The sequence below is a fragment of the Natronococcus occultus SP4 genome (assembly GCF_000328685.1).
GTDB lineage: Archaea > Halobacteriota > Halobacteria > Halobacteriales > Natrialbaceae > Natronococcus > Natronococcus occultus.
Map to the genome: position 1 here is coordinate 934,221 of NC_019974.1, position 17,937 is coordinate 952,157.

Sequence of the window (17,937 nt, forward strand, 5' to 3'; positions counted from 1 at the left end):
GGCTACTCGTTGAGGACCTGCTCCCCGATCGTGTTGCGCAGCACTTCGCTGGTCCCCTCGTAGATCTCGTTTAACTTGGCGTCGCGGTAGAACCGCTCGGCGGGGAAGTCCTTCGTGTAGCCGTAGCCGCCGTGGATCTGGATCCCCTCGTTTGCGACCTCGCGGCTCACCTCGGAGGCGTACAGTTTGGCCTGCGCCGAGGCCTTGATGTAGTCCTCGCCGCGGATCTTCTTGTCCGCGGCCTTGTGCATGAGCAGCTTCGCGGCCTGGATCTTCGTGTCCATGTCCGCGAGCTTGTGTTTGATCGACTGGAACTCGCCGATCGGCTGGTCGAACTGCTCGCGCTCGGTGGCGTACTCCCGGGCCTCGTCTAAGGCCGCGCGGGCGATGCCGACACCGCGGGCCGCGATGGTGATCCGGCCGCCGTTCAGGGTTTTCAGCGCCTGGACGAACCCCTCGCCCTCCTCGCCGAGCAGGCGGTCCTCCGGAATTCGGAGGTCGTCGAATCGGAGTTCGGCGGTGGGACAGCCCTTGTCGCCGAGCTTCTCCTCGGTGCCCTCGACGATGAACCCGTCGTCCTCCTCGGGACGGACGACGAACGACGAGATGCCCTTGTTGCCCGCGTCGGGGTCGGTCTTGGCGAAGACGGTGACGGTGTCGGCGACCGACCCGTTCGAGATCCAGAGCTTGCCGCCCTCGAGGACGTACTCGTCGCCCTTCTTTTTTGCACTCGTCTCCATCGCGGGCACGTCGCTACCCGCGCCGGCCTCCGAAAGCGCGAACGCGCCGACGTCGCGACCCTCCGCCAGCGGCGTCAGGTACTCCTCTTTCTGGGCCTCGTCACCGAACTCGTAGAGCATGTTGCCCGCAAGCGAGGTGTGGGCGGCGACGACCGTTCCCAGGCCGCCCGAGCCCCGCGAGATCTCCTCGAGGCCGATCGCGTAGGAGTGATAGTCCAGTCCGGCGCCGCCGTACTCCTCGGGGAACGGCATCCCCATCAGGCCCAGCTCGGCCATCTCGTCAACGAGGTCAGCTGGGAACTCGTCGTCGTGATCGATCTCGCTCGCGACGGGGACGACCTCCTCGTCGACGAACTCCGAGACCATATCCCGAATCTGGCGCTGCTCGGCCGAGAGTGCGAACTCCATACGCGAATATTGCGAGGTTGATTATTTATGATTGTCTCTTGACCGACCGGGCGGCAGTCTCGACGCACGGTCCGGTCGCAGTTCCCCCGTTAGCTCGAGCCGAGCCGATCGAGGACGCTCTCGATCGGCTCCTGGCCCGACAGGAGCTCGAAGGTCTCCCCCACCAGGGCGTCGCGATCGAGGACGGCGACGAGGACGGCGGCGACGTCCTCGCGGGGAATATCGCCCGAGCCGAGCTCGAGGTCCGAGCCGACCCGGATCTCGCCGGTGCCGGGTTCGTTCGTCAGCTCTCCTGGTCGAACGATCGTATGATCGAGCGGACTCCCCCGGAGGTACTCGTCGGCCTCGGCCTTCGCGATCAGGTAGTCCCGGAGCGGCTCGGGGCCGGCCTCCGGGTCGTCGGCGCCCATCGAGCTGAGCATCACGAACCTGTCGGCGCCCGCCTCGGCCGCGGCGTCGATCAGCCGGATCGCGCCGTCCCGATCGACGCCGAAGACGTCCTCGCCGCCCGAGCCGGCGGCGAAGACGACGGCGTCACAGTCCTCGACCGCGTGGTCGACGGACTCGGTCAGGTCCGCGACCACCGCCGTCGCGCCAGTTTGTTCCATCTCCTCGACCTGGGAGTCGTCGCGAACCATCGCCCGAACCTCGCGATCGCTCTCGGCGAGCCGTTCCGTAACGTGTCGGCCGACCTGTCCGTGAGAACCCGCAATCAGTACGGTCATCGTTCCGACTTCACAAGCGAGACGGGAAACTGTTGGCCCGTTTGACGCCGGGATTGACAGGGCGTGCGAACCGAAACGATCGGTTCGTCGGGACGTCCCAAACGGAACAACGCGCCGCGACCGCGGCGCTTTTCCGGGATGAAAACGAAAGGATATCGAGTAGATGACAACGGGCCAGCCTGAAACAAACCTCGGTACCGACCTCGAGTGGTGTTACGAGGCGGTGCACGGGGTCTCGCGGACCTTCTCGATCACGATCGAGCGCCTCGACGAGCCGATGGCGAGACATATCTGCCTCGGCTATCTCCTCTGTCGCGTCGCCGACACCATCGAGGACGCGGGTCACATCCCTCCCGAGACCCAGACCGAACTGTTGAACGCGTACGATCGCCTGCTGGATCCGGCCGACTCCCTCGAAGCCGAGGCGTTCATGGCCGAGGTCGAGCCCTGGATCCCCGACGATCCCGACGCCGACTGGGAGGTCGTCGCCGAGACGCCCCGCGTGCTGCGTACCTTCGAGGCGATCGACGAGGAGCCCCGGGAGATCATGCGCGACCCGGTCCGGGAGCTCGTCGACGGGATGGCGATGTTCACGGACCGGTACGCCGACGAGGGTGGACTGCGCCTCCAGACCCTGGAGGAGCTCGAGGAGTACTGCTGGTACGCCGCCGGCACTGTCGGCACCCTCATCACGGGGCTGGTCGCCCGCAGCGCCTCGCCCGACCGGGCCGAGGAGATGCGCAAGAACGCCCGCTCTTTCGCCCTCCTCCTGCAGCTCGTTAACATCGCCAAGGACGTCGAGAACGATTATCACGAGGAGAATAACGTCTACCTCCCCGCGGAGTGGCTCGCCGAGGAAGACGTCGACGTCGACGCCGTCACCGCCGCGGACAACCAGAGTGGAGTTACCAACGTCATCCAGCGAGTGACCGGTCGCGCCGAGCAGTACCTCGACGACGCCCACCGCTATCTCGAGGTCGTTCCCGAGCGTCACGGCAACCGGCTCTCGGCGTGGGCGATTCCCTACCTGCTCGCGGTCGGGACGATGCGCGAGCTCCAGGAACGACCCGAGGACGTCGTCCGCGAGGGCGACGTGAAGATCTCGCGCGCGGAAGTGTTCGCGGTCATCCAGCAGTTCGAGGACGGCGTCTCCCGGGCCCAGCTCCGGGAGCTCCGCAAGGAGATGGCCGAGAAGCCGCTCCACCACTGACGGCCCGACCCGTGCCGCGGTCACCGATCGCGGCTCCACCACCGTGCTGTCTGTGTCGGTCCGCGAAGCGCTCGCCGATCCCGCTGGCCCGGTTCGCGAGCGTCCTTCTCGTCTCTGTTCCCGTCGACGCCTACCGGAGCGTCGCGGGTATCCGTCTCGAGAACGGTCTCGTCTCCCCAAACTGGCCGTCGACGGATCCGTCGAAAAACTGCCGCGTCGGAGCGCGTTCGGCTCGCGACGGTTAGTCGTACTCGTAGAACCCCTGGCCCGTCTTCTTCCCGAGGTCGCCCGCCTCGACCTTGCGCTTGAGCAGGTAGGCCGGTTTGTACCGGTCGCCCAGCTCCTCGTGAAGCGTCTCGGAGGCGTGGAGACAGATGTCGAGGCCGATGTGGTCGGCCAGCGTCAGCGGCCCCATCGGAACGTTCGTCCCCAGCTCCATCCCCGCGTCGATGTCCTCTTTCGTCGCGACGCCCTCGTCGTAGGCCCGGATGCCCTCGTTGATCCAGGGCATCAGGATTCGGTTGGTGACGAACCCGGGTTTGTCGTCGGACTCCCAGGTCGTCTTTCCGAGCTCCTCGGCGACGTCGTGAGCCAGTTCGGTCGCGGCGTCGGTCGTCTTCTCGCCGACGACGACCTCGACGCCCTCCATGATCGGCACCGGGTTCATGAAGTGCAGCCCGATCACGCGCTCGGGACGGTCGAGCTCGGCGGCGATCGTCGTGATCGAGAGCGTGCTCGTGTTCGTCGCCAGCACGACGTCCTCGTCGCAGACGTCCTCGAGATCCGCGAAGATCTCCTGTTTGACGTCCATCTCCTCGAGGGCGGCCTCGACGACGAGGTCGCAGTCGGCGAGCTCGTCGATCTCGGTCGTCCCCTCGATTCGCTCCTGGATGCGCTCGGGATCGTCCTCGAGGGCGTCCCGGTCCGCGAGCCGTCCGAGGCTGTCCTCGATCGTCTCGAAGCCGCTTTCGACGAACTCCTGGTCGATGTCCCGGAGGACGACGTCGTAGCCGGACGTCGCGGCGACCTGCGCGATCCCGCTGCCCATCGTTCCTGCGCCGACGACGCCGATCCGATCGATCTGATCGCGTACCATACGCCCGCCTTCACTCATCGACGCCGTAAACGTGCCGATCGACCGTGTAGGTTCGACGCTCGACTGGCCGGAACTGTCTTATCTGTGATGGTTGGAAGCAGGAATAGTACTCGAGTGCCACCGACCGAGAGCGTCGCTTACTACGACTGTAAGTAATTTATATCAGGCAGACCATCAGAGATATATACCGACACGGTGGACCGTCTAACAGATGATTCCGATCGACGACTCTCCGATCGTTCGCGACGGCAAGTCACTGATCCTCGCGATGGACCACGGGCTCGAGCACGGCCCGGTCGACTTCGAGGACGTCCCGGAGAAGCTCGACCCGTCGACGGTGTTCGAGACGGCGACCCACGACGCGGTCTCGGCGATGGCCGTCCAGAAGGGGATCGCGGAGGGGTACTACCCCAGCTACGAGGACGACGTCAACCTCCTGTTGAAGGTAAACGGAACCTCGAACCTCTGGATGGGCGAGTACGACTCGGCGGTGAACTGCTCGGTCGACTACGCAGCCGAACTCGGCGCCGACGCCATCGGCTTCACCCTCTACGGCGGCTCGAACCACGAGGTCGAGATGGCCGAGGAGTTCCGCGACGTTCAGGAGCAGGCCCGCGAACACGACCTGCCCGTCGTCATGTGGTCGTACCCGCGCGGTCAGGGACTCAAGAACGACACCAAGCCCGACGTCATCTCCTACGCGACCCGTCTGGGCCTCGAGCTGGGCGCCGACATCGCGAAGGTCAAATATCCCGGGAGCCCCGAGGCGATGGAACACGCCTGCAAGGCCGCCGGCGATATGAACGTCGTCATGAGCGGGGGCTCGAAGACCTCGGACTACGAGTTCCTCTCGACGGTCGAGGCCGCCATCAACGCCGGCGCGACGGGGCTGGCCGTCGGCCGTAACGTCTGGCAGCGCGAGGACCCCACCCAGCTTCTCGACGCCCTCGAGAAAGTCATCTACGAGGAGGAGACGGCCGACGCCGCCCTCGAGGAATGAGTGACACAGACGACGACCACGAACAGGTCGTCGACGAGGTGATCGAGACGATCGCGGGGTCGGCAAACGAGATCAGGCGGGGCCTCGTCGGCCGACGCGAGGACGCCGACGCCGAGAACCCAAGCGGCGAGACCCAGGCCGAAGCCGACGTCTGGGCCGACGACCTGCTGGCCGATCGCATCTCGTCGATCGACGGCGTCTGCCAGTACGCGAGCGAGGAGCGTCGGGAGACGATCGACTGCGGCGACGACGACGGCCTCTCGGTCGGCGTCGACCCGCTCGACGGCTCCTCGAACCTCAAGTCGAACAACACGATGGGGACGGTGTTCGGAATTTACGACGAACCCCTTCCCGCGCCGGGAACTGCCCTCGTCGCCTCGGGCTGGATCCTCTACGGACCGATCACGACGATGGCGCTCGCCCGCGACGGCACCGTCAAGAAGTACGAGCTCACGAGCGACGATCGCACTCTCGTCGACGACGACGTCGTCCTCCCCGAGGACCCGCTCGTCTACGGCTTCGGCGGACGCGTCCCCGACTGGCACGCCGATTTCGAGGCGTTCGTCCGTGAGGTCGAATCCGACGACTCGCTGAAGCTCCGCTACGGCGGCGCGATGATCGGCGACGTCAACCAGGTGTTGACCTACGGCGGGATCTTCGCCTACCCCGCCCTCGAGGACGCCCCCCGCGGGAAGCTCCGGCTGCAGTTCGAGGGGAACCCGATCGCACACCTCATCGAAACCGCCGGCGGTAGCTCCTCGGACGGGACCCGGTCGATCCTCGAAGTCAAGCCGGACGAGCTCCACGACCGAGTGCCGCTCCACGTCGGCAACGACGAGCTGATCGACCGCCTCGAGGACGTCCTCGAGTAGGGCTCCGTCGGATTTTTTGAGGCGTCCGGGCGAGCGAGAAGTCGTTCGAACCAGTCGTCGACGGAAGACAAGCGGCGCGGTCAGGATCCCGACGTCGACCCACCCCACCAGGCGGTGAACTGGACGTAGAGTCCGACCCCGCCGAGCAGAAGGGCGTAGAACAGCCACCGCGGCCAGTTCGTCGAGAGAAACAGCAGCGTCAGAAACAGGACCCAGAGACCCACGACGAGCGCGTCGAGGACGAGACGGGTACCGACGCCGACGACCGCCGCGAGGCTGGCGAGGACGCGGCGGGGCCGTGAGCGTCGGTCGTCGGACATCGCTGGCGTGGTGTCGGATACCATCTCAGAAGTGATAACCGTACTGCTCGGTGACCCGGTAGGCCGCGACCCCCCAGACGTAGCTCTGGCCGGGCCACCAGGTGCGGGCGTTGTTGAACCCGGCGACGAGGACGTCCTCGGCCTCGCCCTCGGGATCCGAGTAGTAGCTGACCGAGCCGCTGTCGCCGTCTGTCAGGTCCATCTCGCCGCCCCAGCGGATCTGACCGCGCCGACAGAAGTCGTCAGTGAAACAGGTCACGGCGTCGAACCCCTGGACGCGCCCGGTCGTATGGCCCGTCAGCGCGCCGACCTTCTCGAGGTTCTCGTCGCGAGCGATGAGGTCCGCGAGCCCCCAGCGGGTGAGCTGGCCGCGGACACGAACCGGTTCGGGCGCGTCGATCCACGTCGACGGCGAGAGCTCGCCGTTGGGCTCGATAGCGGCGACGTCCTCGACCGGATAGGCGCTTCTGACCGGACCGAGCTCGACGGGTTCCTCGGACGAGACCGGAAGCGACAGCGACGCGCCGGCGACGTCGTCCTGTTCCTCGAAGGCGTGCTCGGCCGTCACGAAGTACTCCTGTTCGTCCTCGGGGTCGAACAGGGCAGGCCCGAGCGTCGCGAGACTCGAGGGGGTCTCGCAGGCGATCCCTGCGGGAACGCGACTGGCGGTCACTGACTCGACCATCCGCGGTTCGTAGTGGTCGGAGTTGTCCTCGACCGCGTCGACCTCGAGGACCGAACGGAGATCCAGCGAGACGCCGTCGCCGAGCTCGCCGATCGTCTCCCGGACCGAGTCGAGGTCACCGGAGACGCCGACCGAGACCGCAGCGCCGCCGTCGTCGTAGCTCTTGGGGACGACCGCGCTGCCGAGATACCCGGTGAACGCCACCCGGGAGAGCCGGTCGTTCAGCTCGATGGCCTTCTGGACGGCCGCGTACCAGTCGGCGGGGACGTACTCCGTGCGTTCCTCGAGCGACCAGGGGTCGTCGGGATCGCTTCTGACGAGTGCGGTGACGACCGGGACCTCGTCGTCGTCGGCCGCCAGGAAGTCCTCGACGCCGAGGAAGTGAGCCATTCCGACCGCGTACCCGCCGGTAACGAGAGTGCGAACGAACTCGCGGCGATCCATTCCCTGCTCTACCCGATCGCGGATCGAGGCGAGTCTGGTTGCGGAACTGGAACGGGTCGCGTCGGACATGCTACGGATCTATCGAGCGCTGGGCTCCGTCGTACTCCCCGGGAACGCATAGCTAATCTTCACGTACACCCGTGGGTTCGGCAGTTACTACGTGGTTGGGCTAATTAGAGCATACCGGTTCTGCCTGCAGGTGCTACACCGGTTTCGGACTGTGACAGTCATCGAACGTGGCGTTTCGACGTGGTCGCTGATCTGATCCCGCCGCCCGCGAGTGAAAACGGTTTTGGGACCCCCCGTCGCAATTTTTGTCATGAAAGTTCGTATCACCGAGACGGCGTCCGACGACGAGGCAGCCGCGATCGCGGCCGCGCTGGCCGAGCACGTCGGAAACGATGTCGAGGTGTACGTCGGCGACGAGGACGAACCGGCAGCGACCCACGAGGAACCGCCCGAATCCGAACCGACGGCGGATCGGTCGGCGGACGATCGAACCGCGGAGTCGCTCGGCCCAACTGACCGCGAAGAGCTGCTGTGGGAGGAGATCGAGGACATTCTCGAGGGCGGGCCGAAGAAGTACCGCGAGCAACTCGAGGACGGCGAGAAGCTGTTCGTCCGGGATCGACTCGACCTGTGGTTCGGCGGCGACGACGGCGACCTGCTGTTCGAGGACGGAAAGTTCGCGGCGTTTGACGACTGGCACCCCCGCGGAGCCGACGCCGACGAGGAGACCGACGATCGGCTGCCGGCGGACGGGCTCATCACCGGCGCCGCGGAATTCGAGGGGCGGGACGTCCACTTCATGGCCAACGACTACACCGTCAAGCGCGGCAGCATGGCCGCAAAGGGCGTCGAGAAGTTCCTTCGAATGCAACAGCGGGCGCTGAAGACCGGCCAGCCCGTGCTCTACCTGATGGACTCCTCGGGCGGACGGATCGACCAGCAGACGGGCTTTTTCGCCAACCGCGAGGGGATCGGGAAGTACTACTACAACCACTCGATGCTCTCGGGTCGGGTGCCCCAGATCTGCGTGCTCTACGGCCCCTGTATCGCCGGAGCGGCCTACACGCCCGTCTTCGCCGATTTCACGATCATGGTCGAGGGGATGTCCGCGATGGCGATCGCCTCCCCGCGGATGGTCCAGATGGTCACCGGCGAGGACATCGATCTCGAGGAGCTCGGGGGGCCCGCGGTCCACGCCCGCGAGTCGGGGTCGGCGGATCTGGTTGCACGGGACGAGGAACACGCCCGCGAGCTCGTCGCCCAGCTGATCACCTACCTCCCCGACAGCGCCGACGAGAAACCGCCGAAACAGGAGCCGAAACCCCCGGCCGCCTCTCCCGAGGGGATCGACGCGATCGTGCCCCAGGAGCCGAACAAGGGGTACGACATGACCGACGTCATCGATCGCGTCGTCGACGACGGGTCCTACTTCGAGTTACGGCCCGACTACGGCGAGGAGATCATCACGGCCTACGCCCGGATCGACGGCCGCCCCGTCGGGATCGTCGCGAACCAGCCGGCCCACCGCGCGGGCGCGATCTTCCCCGACGCCGCCGAGAAGGCCGCGGAGTTCATCTGGAAGTCCGACGCGTTCGATATTCCCTTGCTCTATCTCTGTGACACGCCCGGCTTCATGGCCGGCTCGCAGGTCGAGCAGGAGGGGATCTTAGAGCAGGGCAAGAAGATGATCTACGCGACCTCGTCGGCGACGGTGCCGAAACAGACCGTCGTCGTCCGCAAGGCCTACGGCGCCGGGATCTACGCGATGGGCGGCCCCGCCTACGACCCCGAGAGCGTCATCGGGCTCCCCTCCGGCGAAATCGCCATCATGGGCCCCGAGGCCGCGATCAACGCCGTCTACGCGCGCAAGCTCTCGGAGATCGACGACCCCGAGGAGCGCGAACGCCGCGAGCAGGAACTGCGCGAGGAGTACCGCGAGGACATCGACGTCCACCGGATGGCCAGCGAGGTTGTCATCGACGAGATCGTCCCGCCGAGCACGCTCCGCGAGGAGCTGTCGGCCCGCTTCGCGTTCTACGAAGGTCTCGAGAAGGAACTCCCCGACAAGAAACACGGCACGATCCTGTAGTCGGTCCCTGTCGTTGCGAGTCGCCGTTGCGCTCCGGGCTGCTCGGTCTGTAGGAACGCGGCGTTCGGGATCGGCAACCGTTTAGCAGGCACCTATCGAGTTCATATCGCTGGCATAACAAAATCGCTCTCGCCCGTCGAGGTTACACGCTCCCGCGGGCGCGAGGACCGGTTCGACTCCGGTCGGGGGTCTCATGGGTGTCGACCAGGGACGGGCCTCCCAGTGGCTCCCCGACGAGATGTCGCCGAGGACGCTCGAGCGCGCGCTCTGGCTGCTTGTCGCCCTCTCGCTGGTCGGCGACGTCGTCACGACGTTCGTCGGGCTCCAGCTCGGGCTGGCCGAGTCGAACCCGATCGCCAGAAACGTGATCTACAGCCACGGGCTGACCGGAATGCTCGCAATGAAAGGTGCCGCCGTCGGCGTCGGCCTCGCCTGTCGGCCCCTCCTCCCGCAGGCGTACCGGATGATCGTCCCCGCCGGGCTCGCGGTCCCCTGGACCGTCGCGGTCGGGATCAACCTCTACATGATCTCGCAGGTCGTCTGAGCGGGCACCGACCGCGAGGTCAGCGTCGTTTTTCCGGATCGTCAGCGATCTTCGCACGGGTCGGTCGCGTCCTCGATCGTCACTCGCCAGTTCCGAACCTCGTCCCGAACCGCCTCCCACTGCGCTCGCGTTCCGGGGATCTCACCGACCGCGTCGCCCGTCGCGGCCCGCTCGAGGACGCGCCGGACGACAAGCGGGTCGTCGATCGAGCGAAACGCCAGCGTCGATCCGCTGGCGGTCTCGACGGCGACCGTGCCGGCATCGATCACCGTCTCGATCGCCCCCTGAGTAACGGTCGTGTTCTGGGTCCGTTCGAGCGCGACCGCACGCACTGAAACCCCGAGGACGCCCCGCCTGATCGCCACTCGACGATCCGTGATCACGAACGCCGTCCTGGCGACCCGAACGTAGCGCCACAGTGGCAACGCCGAAAGCACCGGGAGCCAGCCAAGCGCCAGCGGCGAGAGCCACCCGACAGCGACGGCGACGGCGATCCCAGCCATGCCGAGGACGGCGACCGCCAGCCAGGGGACCACCGTCTGGATCCGCGGGCGACCGTGCCACCGGACCGTCTCGTCGTCCGCGAGCGCAAGCCAGGCGTCGATCCGCTCCCGGTCGGTCGGCTCGTCGACTCCCGGGTGGGTGTCGGCCGCTGGATCCGAGTCGGGGTCGGAATCGGACGTCGCGGTCGTCATCGGCGGGATCGCTCGTCGTTCGTTGCGGGTCCGTCCCCGGGCGACCGCTCCTCGGGCAAGTCCGTTTCGGGGACGTCCTCGTCGGTCGCGATCGAGTCGCCCGGCGGTCGCTCCCGACGAACGGGTGATCGCCGCTCCGACCCGGACCGTTCCGTCCCGGAGTCCGGTTCGCGCGTGGACTCCGAATCGGGGCCAGGATCGGGTTCGGGCAGCCGTTCGCCCTCGATCGTCGGCACGTCGCCGCGTTCGTCCTCGACCGCCGCACCGTTGCTCTCCTCGAGGAGCGTGCGGATCGCCCGCAGCTCGGCGAGGATCTCCTCGAGGACGTCGTCCTCGCCCCGATCCGGGTCGCGGTGGCTCGCAACCTGTTCGCTGATCCGTTGCTGGACCGTCCGTGGGTCGGTGACCGATCGGAAAGCCATTTCGACGCCGGCCCCGCCCGCGGTCGTGAGCTCGACGGTACCGTAGCCGAAGGCAGAGCCGAGCGCGGACTGACTGTAGGAGATGTCCTGAACTTTCTCGTGGTCGATACGTTTGACGTCCCTGGAGAGCACGCCCGTCTTCCTGTAGATCGCCTCGTCGGTGATCACGTAGTCCGTGTTGCGAACGCGGAGATACTCCCCGACGATGATGAGGATCCCGATCAGCACGATCGAGAGGGGGATCCCGATCGCGAGCGTCGGCACCAGCGTACGGCGATCGGGGCCGCCGGCCCAGACGATCGTCTCGTCGTCCTCCAGCGAGAGCCACTCGAGGGCGTCCTCACCGGAGGCCGACATCCTCACTCCGCCTCCGCGTGCTCGCGTTTCAGCGAGAGAACGGTGCGATCGAACTCGCAGACGAGTTCGTCGTCCTGGTTGAACGCCTCGACGCGCATCGTGACGATCCCGCGCTCGCCGTCACTGGTCTCGCGCTTGTCGGTTACCGTCGACTGGACCCGGATCGTATCGCCGTGAAATACGGGCTGTGGGTGTTCGACGTTGTCGTAAGAGAGGTTCGCGACGATCGTCCCGTCGGTCGTCTCCGGGATCGAGATCCCGACCGCAAGCGACATCGTGTAGAGCCCGTTGACTAGCCGGTCGCCGAACTGCGTCTCGTCAGCGAACTCCGCGTCGAGGTGGAGGGGCTGCTGGTTCATCGTCATATCACAGAAGCGCTGGTTGTCGCTCTCGGAGACCGTCCGTCGGCGCTCGTGTTCGATGGTCTCGCCGACCTCGAACTCCTCGTAGTACAGTCCCGTCATGGGTTCGACCTCCACGAGATCGTACAAAAACGCGTCGGGATCTCGAGACGTCGACTGCAGGTGCCATACCGAGAACGCGGGACGTCGGGATCGAATCGAAGCGGGCGCTCGACCGTTCGTAGTTGCAAGTATTGCTCGAATTAGCCCGAAGTGACAAGGGTTATTGTTCGACGCACCGATCAGTCGGATCGAGCCTGCACTGCGATCCGGGTCGACGGCTCGTCGATCCGTCGCGGTACAGCAACCGTCTCACAATGACAACAGCCGAACCCACAGCGGAATCCGAACCGGAAAGCGCCGTCGAAACCGCCCGCCGTCAGCTCGAGCGCGCGGCCGCTCACCTCGAGGTCGACGACGGCGTCGTCGAGCGGCTTCGCTATCCGAAGGACGTCTACCGGGTGACGATTCCGCTCGAGCGCGACGACGGCACTACCGAGATGTTTACCGGTTACCGCGCCCACCACGACAGCGTTCGGGGGCCGTTCAAGGGCGGACTGCGCTACCACCCGGGCGTCACCGAAGACGAGTGCGTCGGGCTCTCGATGTGGATGACCTGGAAGTGTGCCGTGATGGATCTCCCCTTCGGCGGTGCGAAAGGCGGCGTCGTCGTCGATCCCAAGGAGCTGAGCCGGGGCGAGAAGGAACGGCTCACGCGACGGTTCGCCGAGGAGCTCCGCCCCGTGATCGGGCCGATGAAGGATATCCCCGCCCCCGACATGGGGACCGATCCACAGACGATGGCGTGGTTCATGGACTCCTACTCGATGCAGGTCGGTGAGACGACGCCGGGCGTCGTCACGGGGAAACCGCCCGTCATCGGCGGCTCCAAGGGCCGCGAGAAGGCACCTGGACGCAGCGTCGGGATCATCACCCGGGAGGCGATCGACTACTACGACTGGGAGCTCGAGGACACGACGGTCGCGGTCCAGGGGTTCGGTAGCGTCGGCGCCAACGCGGCCCGCTACCTCGACGAGCGCGGAGCGACGATCGTCGCGGTTTCGGACGTCGACGGCGCAATCTACGACCCCGACGGGTTCGACACGAACGACGTCGAGGATCACGACAAGACGCCGGGGATGGTCTCGACCTACGACGCCCCCGAGACGCTCTCTAACGCGGAGCTACTGGAGCTCGATGTCGACGTGTTGATCCCGGCCGCGGTCGGGAACGTGTTGACCGCCGAGAACGCCAGAAACGTCCAGGCCGACATGATCGTCGAGGGCGCGAACGGTCCGACGACGTCGGCGGCCGACCAGGTCTTCGAGGACCAGGGCGTCCACGTGATCCCCGACATCCTCGCGAACGCCGGCGGTGTGACGGTGAGTTACTTCGAGTGGCTCCAGGACATCAACCGCCGTGCCTGGAGCTTAGAGCGGGTCCACGAGGAACTCGAGACCGAGATGCTTCGAGGCTGGAACGCAGTTCGTGAAGAGTACGACACCCGCGACGTGACCTGGCGAGACGCTACCTACCTGGTCGCGCTCTCGCGAATCGCGGAAGCCCACAACGCTCGCGGTCTGTGGCCCTGACAGTCGTCGACGAGCCGCTATAGCGGCAGGTATGGGCCGGACCCACACCCCTCGTTCAGAGTGAAAGATTTGTGAGAGAGCCCTCGCCCCCTTTTCCGTCGTCGGTCGACTGTCTTCGCTCCGTCTCGGCTCTCTTCGCTCCGTCTCGGCTCTCTTCGCTCCGTCTCGGCTCTCTTCGCTCCGTCTCGGCTCTCTTTGCCTTCATCGATTGATCGATCGAGTCACTACAAGGACGTCGAGCGACGCGAACCGCTACGGAACCGTCGAGAGGCTCGAACCGATACGAGAACGTCGAGAAGCTCGGATCAATACGGGAACGTCGAGAACCGCGAATCGCTACGAAAACGTCGAAAGATCGACGCGGCCGCGGGTCGAGCCGTCGGTGTCGGTGAGTTTGTCGTACGGCGGCAGCTCTCCGAGCGAGTCGTCCCGCCGAACCGCCTTGACGATGTGTTTCGGATCGGTCACCAGCCGGTGGAGAAGGTAACTCCCCTGAGAGCGACCACCACCCGTCTTCTCCGACTCGATGACACCCAGGAACGCCTGCTCTTTGAGCTGGCGGTAGAGGCCGTTCTCGGTGATCGGATCGGTCGCGACCAGCTCGCAGATATCGGCGTAGCGCTCGTAGATCTCGCGGGTCTTGTAGGTCTCGCGATCCCCAGTGACGATACAGCTTGCCAGCGCGTACAGTGCCAGCTTCGCGTGGACGGTCGCTCCGCTGGTGAGCTCCTCGATCCGATTGATCTCGGCGACCTCCTGGGCCTGCTTGATATGACGTTCCGAAACCGCTTCCGAGGTCGTCCGACGGGCGAGCTCGCCGGCCTCCTTGAGGATCTCGATTGCCTTGCGCGCGTCGCCGTGTTTCTTCGCCGCCAGCGCCGCACAGAGCTCGATCGTTCCGTCCTCGAGGACGTCGGGCTGGAAGGCGTCCTCGCGGTTGCGCATGATCTCTCGGAGCTGGGCGGCGTCGTAGGGGTGGAAAAACAGCTCCCGGTGGCCGAAGCTGCTGTCGATGCGCTCGTCTAAGGTCTCGCGGTACTGGACCTTGTTACTGATCCCGATGACACCGATGTAGGTGTCGGTCTTGCGTGCCTCGCGGGCCCGGGAGAGCTGCATCAAAATGTTGCTGTTGTCGAGCTTGTCGATCTCGTCGAGGATCACGATCACCGAGTCGAAAAACTCCTCGAGGATCGACCAGATGTGCTGGTAGTACTCCATCGTTCCGACCCCGCGGACCGGGATGTGGTCGTCGTAGCTGGTCTGGTCGGCGAGACTGAGCGCCAGCTGGCGGGTCGCCCGCGTCTCGGTGTTGGCCTCCGAGCAGTCGACGTAGAGGACGTCGCAGTCGATCTCGTTGTCCTCGGCAGCGTCCCGGGCTCGCGTCGCGACGTGGCGGGAGATGAGGCTCTTCCCGGTCCCGGTCTTGCCGTAGATCATTACGTTGTTCGGTGGGTCGCCCCGCGTGATCGCCCCGATTTCGGCGGCGACGGACTGGATCTCGTCGTCCCGACCGACGATCCGGTCCTCCTCGGGGACGTGGCCGACGTGCAGGAGTTCTTTCCGATTGAAGATCGGATCCTGCGACTGGAAGAGAGGATCCCCACCGGCCTGTTCGGTCATATTCTCCCCTTGGAGAGTTATCTAATAAAGCTATGGAAGGTAGCTCAGACTGATAACGAGTGGGCAACAGCCCTGAACCGGTACGTTTCGAGGATCTGCCGTCTCGCCGTCTCGAAACCGGATGCAGACTGAATACGACCCGACGGTCGATGGTGACTGGCTGGTCGGCAGGGATCGTCGACTCGGGAGGGACTGCCAGTTCGGTTCGGACTGCGGGGTACGGTCGCCACCAGTCCGGTCGGCCCGTCGAGTACGATCACTACCGAGCCGGACGGTTCGTCCGGACCGACACTGTCGTGACTACTCATCCACCCCTTCATCTCTCCTACCCCACCCCACCCCCACCCCTCGTTCAGACTGAAACGGCCCGAGAAGGTGGGGGGTGGGGGTGGGGCGGGGGTCCGAAGGTGGATCGAGACCGTGGTACTTCATTCGCGCACAGAAGACAGACGTATTCCAGATATCCGATAGAGAGATTCCAGACGTCCGATAGAGCTTCCATCGTTGTTTGGCGCCGTCGATAGCAGCCGGGTGTACTGCCTGTGGAAATCGAATGGAAATCCAACGTGGTGCGAGAATTGACAGGAGGGAAAAGCTCGGAACGACGCTCTCCGAGAGGAAACGCCTCATGGTCAACGCTGCCGTGATTTGGCAGTTTCTCGACTAATCCCTCACACACTGCTCCAAGGCCTACTAGCTAGTATTATATCTTATGGTATAGGTAGTAGCTTCCTATACCACAGTTATAATAATATACAAAATATCCAAATGTGTTGTTTAGTGTTACCTATCTAGATCTAGCTCTTTCTAGGTTACTAGCGGTCCAGCCGCTCAGCTCCTCGAATACGCGGCTTCGTCCCTGTCGAGGATTTCCCTTCCTTCCCTTCCCCCTCCCCGGGGTGGGGATTCTCGTTCGGCCGTTTTCACTCTGAATCGGGGGTGGGGGTGGGAAGGGTCGTCTCGAGACGGATCCGCCGCTTCTCCCCCCCACACCCAACTCAGAGTGAAATCACCACCCACTCCGTCGCTCGATCTCGCTTCACTCTGAACGAGGGGACCGAGTGCCAGGATTCCGATACCGAGCGAGCGTGTTCCCAGGCCCTGGGAAGAGCCGCCGGGTGAAAGACCATCCGTTCCGAACTGACGCCTATGGAAGACGAGACACCGCGGACCGACGAGGAGATCAAACGCGCAGTCATCGACAGAACCCGAGAGGTACAGCTGGCCGACGGTGACCCGGTCAGCGAGCAGCTCCTCGAGGACGTCTCCGTCGAGGACGGGGTCGTCACGTTCACGGTCGTCTTCGATCGGCTCAACCGACGGTTGAGCGAGCGCCTCTCGGATCAACTCCGGGGTGCAGGCCTCGCGACCGAGGGGATCGACCACGTTCGGATCGAGGCGACCGACGCCGAGGCACCCGAGAGCGGTCTTCCCGTGACGGGTGTCGACTCGCTGATCGCGATCGGCAGCGCGAAAGGCGGGGTCGGCAAGACGACGATCACCGCCGCGCTCGCGCGGGCGCTCAACGAGTCCGGACTCGACGTGGCGGTCTTCGACGCGAACGTCTACGCGCCGGACATCCCTGACCTGCTGGGTGCGGAGGGACCGGTCCAGAACACGCCCTCGGGACGGCCTAAGCCGATCGAGGCCGACGGAATCGAGGTCGTCAGTCTCGATCTGATCGCTGAGGACGGCCCCGTCGCCTGGCGCGGCGCGATGGTCCACGACGTCCTGAAGGACCTGCTCGGGGACGCGACCTGGGACGACCGGGACGTCCTGCTGGTCGATCTCCCGCCGGGGATCGGCGACGCCGTCTACACGATCGTCCAGCAGGCACCGCTCGACGGCGCCCTGCTCGTCAGCACGCCGACCGACGCCGGCGTCCGGGCGACCGAGCGCACCGGCGCGTTGTTTACCGCCAACGACGTCGAGACGATCGGCGTCGTCCCGAACATGACCGCGACGGGAGCCGAGTCCTCTCCCTACGAGGGGGATGGACGCGAGCTCGAGGACGCGATCAACGAGGAGGCGATCGCGTCGATCGACCCCGTCCCCTTCGACTCCGCGCTCCGGACGCCGACGGCGTGTTCGTTCGGCGAGGACGGCTCGCCCGGCGAGCGGGCGGTCGCCGCGCTCGGCGAGACCGTTGCCGAGTTCGTCGCGGGCCGCGGCGGGAGTCGGGCGCCCGCGGACGCGATCGATCTACGCGGGCTTCCGCCCGAGACCTGTAAGCGACAGGCGATCACGGAGCTGGCCGTCAGTGACGGCGAGCTCACGCTGCTCTGTCGACACGACCCCGAGGAGCTGCGTGAGTCGATCGAGGAGACTCTCGCGTCCGACGGGAAGCGACTCGACCGGGTAGACATCGAGGATATCGGTCAGGAGGGCTGGGTCCTCGAACTCGAGACCGAGCTACTCGCGCGGTCGGAGCCGCTGGCCTGAGTCATCGACCCGATCTGATCTGGCTCGATCCCACGTTTGCGTCCTCGATTCGGACGCTGTCCGGAACGGTTTTCGAACGATCCGAAACGGTGTCTCGTTCCATCTTCCTCACCCCGTTATAAACTCCCCGCTATACCGTGGTTTCCGGGCCGTTCGTACCCATTCGGTGGGAACAGACGTGTCTGGTTAAAGAATAGCCTCCCAACGGTATCCTGTATGAAACACGGACAATCGGAACCCACGGAACGCCATCCGTGCCGGGCAAC

General features: G+C 65.4%; 16 protein-coding genes. 7 read left to right on the forward strand and 9 right to left on the reverse strand.

Going from position 1 to position 17,937, the window contains the following annotated elements; all coding sequences use genetic code 11:
• Positions 1-2: 2 nt before the first annotated feature.
• Both NATOC_RS04675 and NATOC_RS04680 read right to left on the reverse strand, forming a co-directional pair.
• Complete coding sequence (locus tag NATOC_RS04675) at positions 3-1,148, reverse strand: acyl-CoA dehydrogenase (protein WP_015320272.1); 1,146 nt, start codon at positions 1,146-1,148, stop codon at positions 3-5.
• A gap of 89 nt (positions 1,149-1,237) precedes the next feature.
• Positions 1,238-1,873 (reverse strand): SDR family oxidoreductase, encoded by a 636-nt coding sequence (locus tag NATOC_RS04680; RefSeq protein ID WP_015320273.1) that lies wholly within the window; start codon positions 1,871-1,873, stop codon positions 1,238-1,240.
• A 163-nt stretch (positions 1,874-2,036) separates the two neighbouring features.
• On the opposite strand from NATOC_RS04680, the gene NATOC_RS04685 reads away from it, so the two are divergent.
• Positions 2,037-3,083 (forward strand): phytoene/squalene synthase family protein, encoded by a 1,047-nt coding sequence (locus NATOC_RS04685; protein ID WP_015320274.1) that lies wholly within the window; start codon positions 2,037-2,039, stop codon positions 3,081-3,083.
• 241 nt (positions 3,084-3,324) lie between these two features.
• Here the strand turns inward: NATOC_RS04685 and NATOC_RS04690 are convergent, their stop codons facing one another.
• Positions 3,325-4,179, reverse strand: a complete 855-nt coding sequence (locus tag NATOC_RS04690; RefSeq protein WP_015320275.1) for a 3-hydroxyacyl-CoA dehydrogenase family protein — start codon at positions 4,177-4,179, stop codon at positions 3,325-3,327.
• 211 nt (positions 4,180-4,390) lie between these two features.
• Between NATOC_RS04690 and NATOC_RS04695 the strand changes: the two genes are divergently transcribed.
• Positions 4,391-5,179, forward strand: a complete 789-nt coding sequence (locus NATOC_RS04695) for a class I fructose-bisphosphate aldolase (RefSeq protein ID WP_015320276.1) — start codon at positions 4,391-4,393, stop codon at positions 5,177-5,179.
• On the forward strand, positions 5,176-6,051 hold the full coding sequence (locus NATOC_RS04700; protein ID WP_015320277.1) for a class 1 fructose-bisphosphatase: 876 nt from the start codon (positions 5,176-5,178) through the stop codon (positions 6,049-6,051). Before NATOC_RS04695 ends, NATOC_RS04700 begins: the two co-directional genes overlap by 4 nt.
• An 80-nt stretch (positions 6,052-6,131) precedes the next feature.
• Here NATOC_RS04700 and NATOC_RS04705 read toward each other — a convergent pair whose 3' ends face one another.
• Both NATOC_RS04705 and NATOC_RS04710 read right to left on the reverse strand, forming a co-directional pair.
• Positions 6,132-6,371: a hypothetical protein gene (locus NATOC_RS04705; protein WP_015320278.1), complete on the reverse strand. Its 240-nt coding sequence runs from the start codon at positions 6,369-6,371 to the stop codon at positions 6,132-6,134.
• 25 nt (positions 6,372-6,396) lie between these two features.
• A complete protein-coding gene (locus tag NATOC_RS04710; protein ID WP_049888652.1) occupies positions 6,397-7,569 on the reverse strand; it encodes a hypothetical protein in 1,173 nt (390 codons plus the stop codon).
• A 250-nt stretch (positions 7,570-7,819) separates the two neighbouring features.
• Here NATOC_RS04710 and NATOC_RS04715 point away from each other — a divergent pair, with 250 nt between their 5' ends.
• Complete coding sequence (locus NATOC_RS04715; RefSeq protein WP_015320280.1) at positions 7,820-9,598, forward strand: acyl-CoA carboxylase subunit beta; 1,779 nt, start codon at positions 7,820-7,822, stop codon at positions 9,596-9,598.
• Between the two features lie 193 nt (positions 9,599-9,791).
• Positions 9,792-10,142 (forward strand): DUF5658 family protein, encoded by a 351-nt coding sequence (locus tag NATOC_RS04720; protein ID WP_015320281.1) that lies wholly within the window; start codon positions 9,792-9,794, stop codon positions 10,140-10,142.
• A 41-nt stretch (positions 10,143-10,183) separates the two neighbouring features.
• Here NATOC_RS04720 and NATOC_RS04725 read toward each other — a convergent pair whose 3' ends face one another.
• The 3 genes from NATOC_RS04725 to NATOC_RS04735 are packed head-to-tail and all read right to left on the reverse strand — an operon-like array spanning position 10,184 to position 12,080.
• Positions 10,184-10,837 (reverse strand): PH domain-containing protein, encoded by a 654-nt coding sequence (locus tag NATOC_RS04725; RefSeq protein WP_015320282.1) that lies wholly within the window; start codon positions 10,835-10,837, stop codon positions 10,184-10,186.
• Positions 10,834-11,616, reverse strand: a complete 783-nt coding sequence (locus NATOC_RS23165) for a PH domain-containing protein (protein WP_015320283.1) — start codon at positions 11,614-11,616, stop codon at positions 10,834-10,836. Before NATOC_RS23165 ends, NATOC_RS04725 begins: the two co-directional genes overlap by 4 nt.
• A gap of 2 nt (positions 11,617-11,618) precedes the next feature.
• A complete protein-coding gene (locus NATOC_RS04735) occupies positions 11,619-12,080 on the reverse strand; it encodes a MaoC family dehydratase (RefSeq protein WP_015320284.1) in 462 nt (153 codons plus the stop codon).
• Positions 12,081-12,334: 254 nt separating this feature from the next.
• On the opposite strand from NATOC_RS04735, the gene gdhB reads away from it, so the two are divergent.
• Positions 12,335-13,609, forward strand: coding sequence for a glutamate dehydrogenase GdhB (gene gdhB, locus NATOC_RS04740; protein WP_015320285.1), 1,275 nt, complete (start codon positions 12,335-12,337; stop codon positions 13,607-13,609).
• A 336-nt stretch (positions 13,610-13,945) separates the two neighbouring features.
• On the opposite strand, the gene NATOC_RS04745 is transcribed toward gdhB, so the two are convergent.
• The gene (locus NATOC_RS04745; RefSeq protein ID WP_015320286.1) at positions 13,946-15,229 is read right to left on the reverse strand and encodes a Cdc6/Cdc18 family protein; all 1,284 of its coding nucleotides are present in this window, start codon (positions 15,227-15,229) and stop codon (positions 13,946-13,948) included.
• A gap of 1,149 nt (positions 15,230-16,378) precedes the next feature.
• On the opposite strand from NATOC_RS04745, the gene NATOC_RS04750 reads away from it, so the two are divergent.
• On the forward strand, positions 16,379-17,671 hold the full coding sequence (locus NATOC_RS04750; protein WP_015320287.1) for a P-loop NTPase: 1,293 nt from the start codon (positions 16,379-16,381) through the stop codon (positions 17,669-17,671).
• The last annotated feature ends 266 nt before the right edge of the window (positions 17,672-17,937 follow it).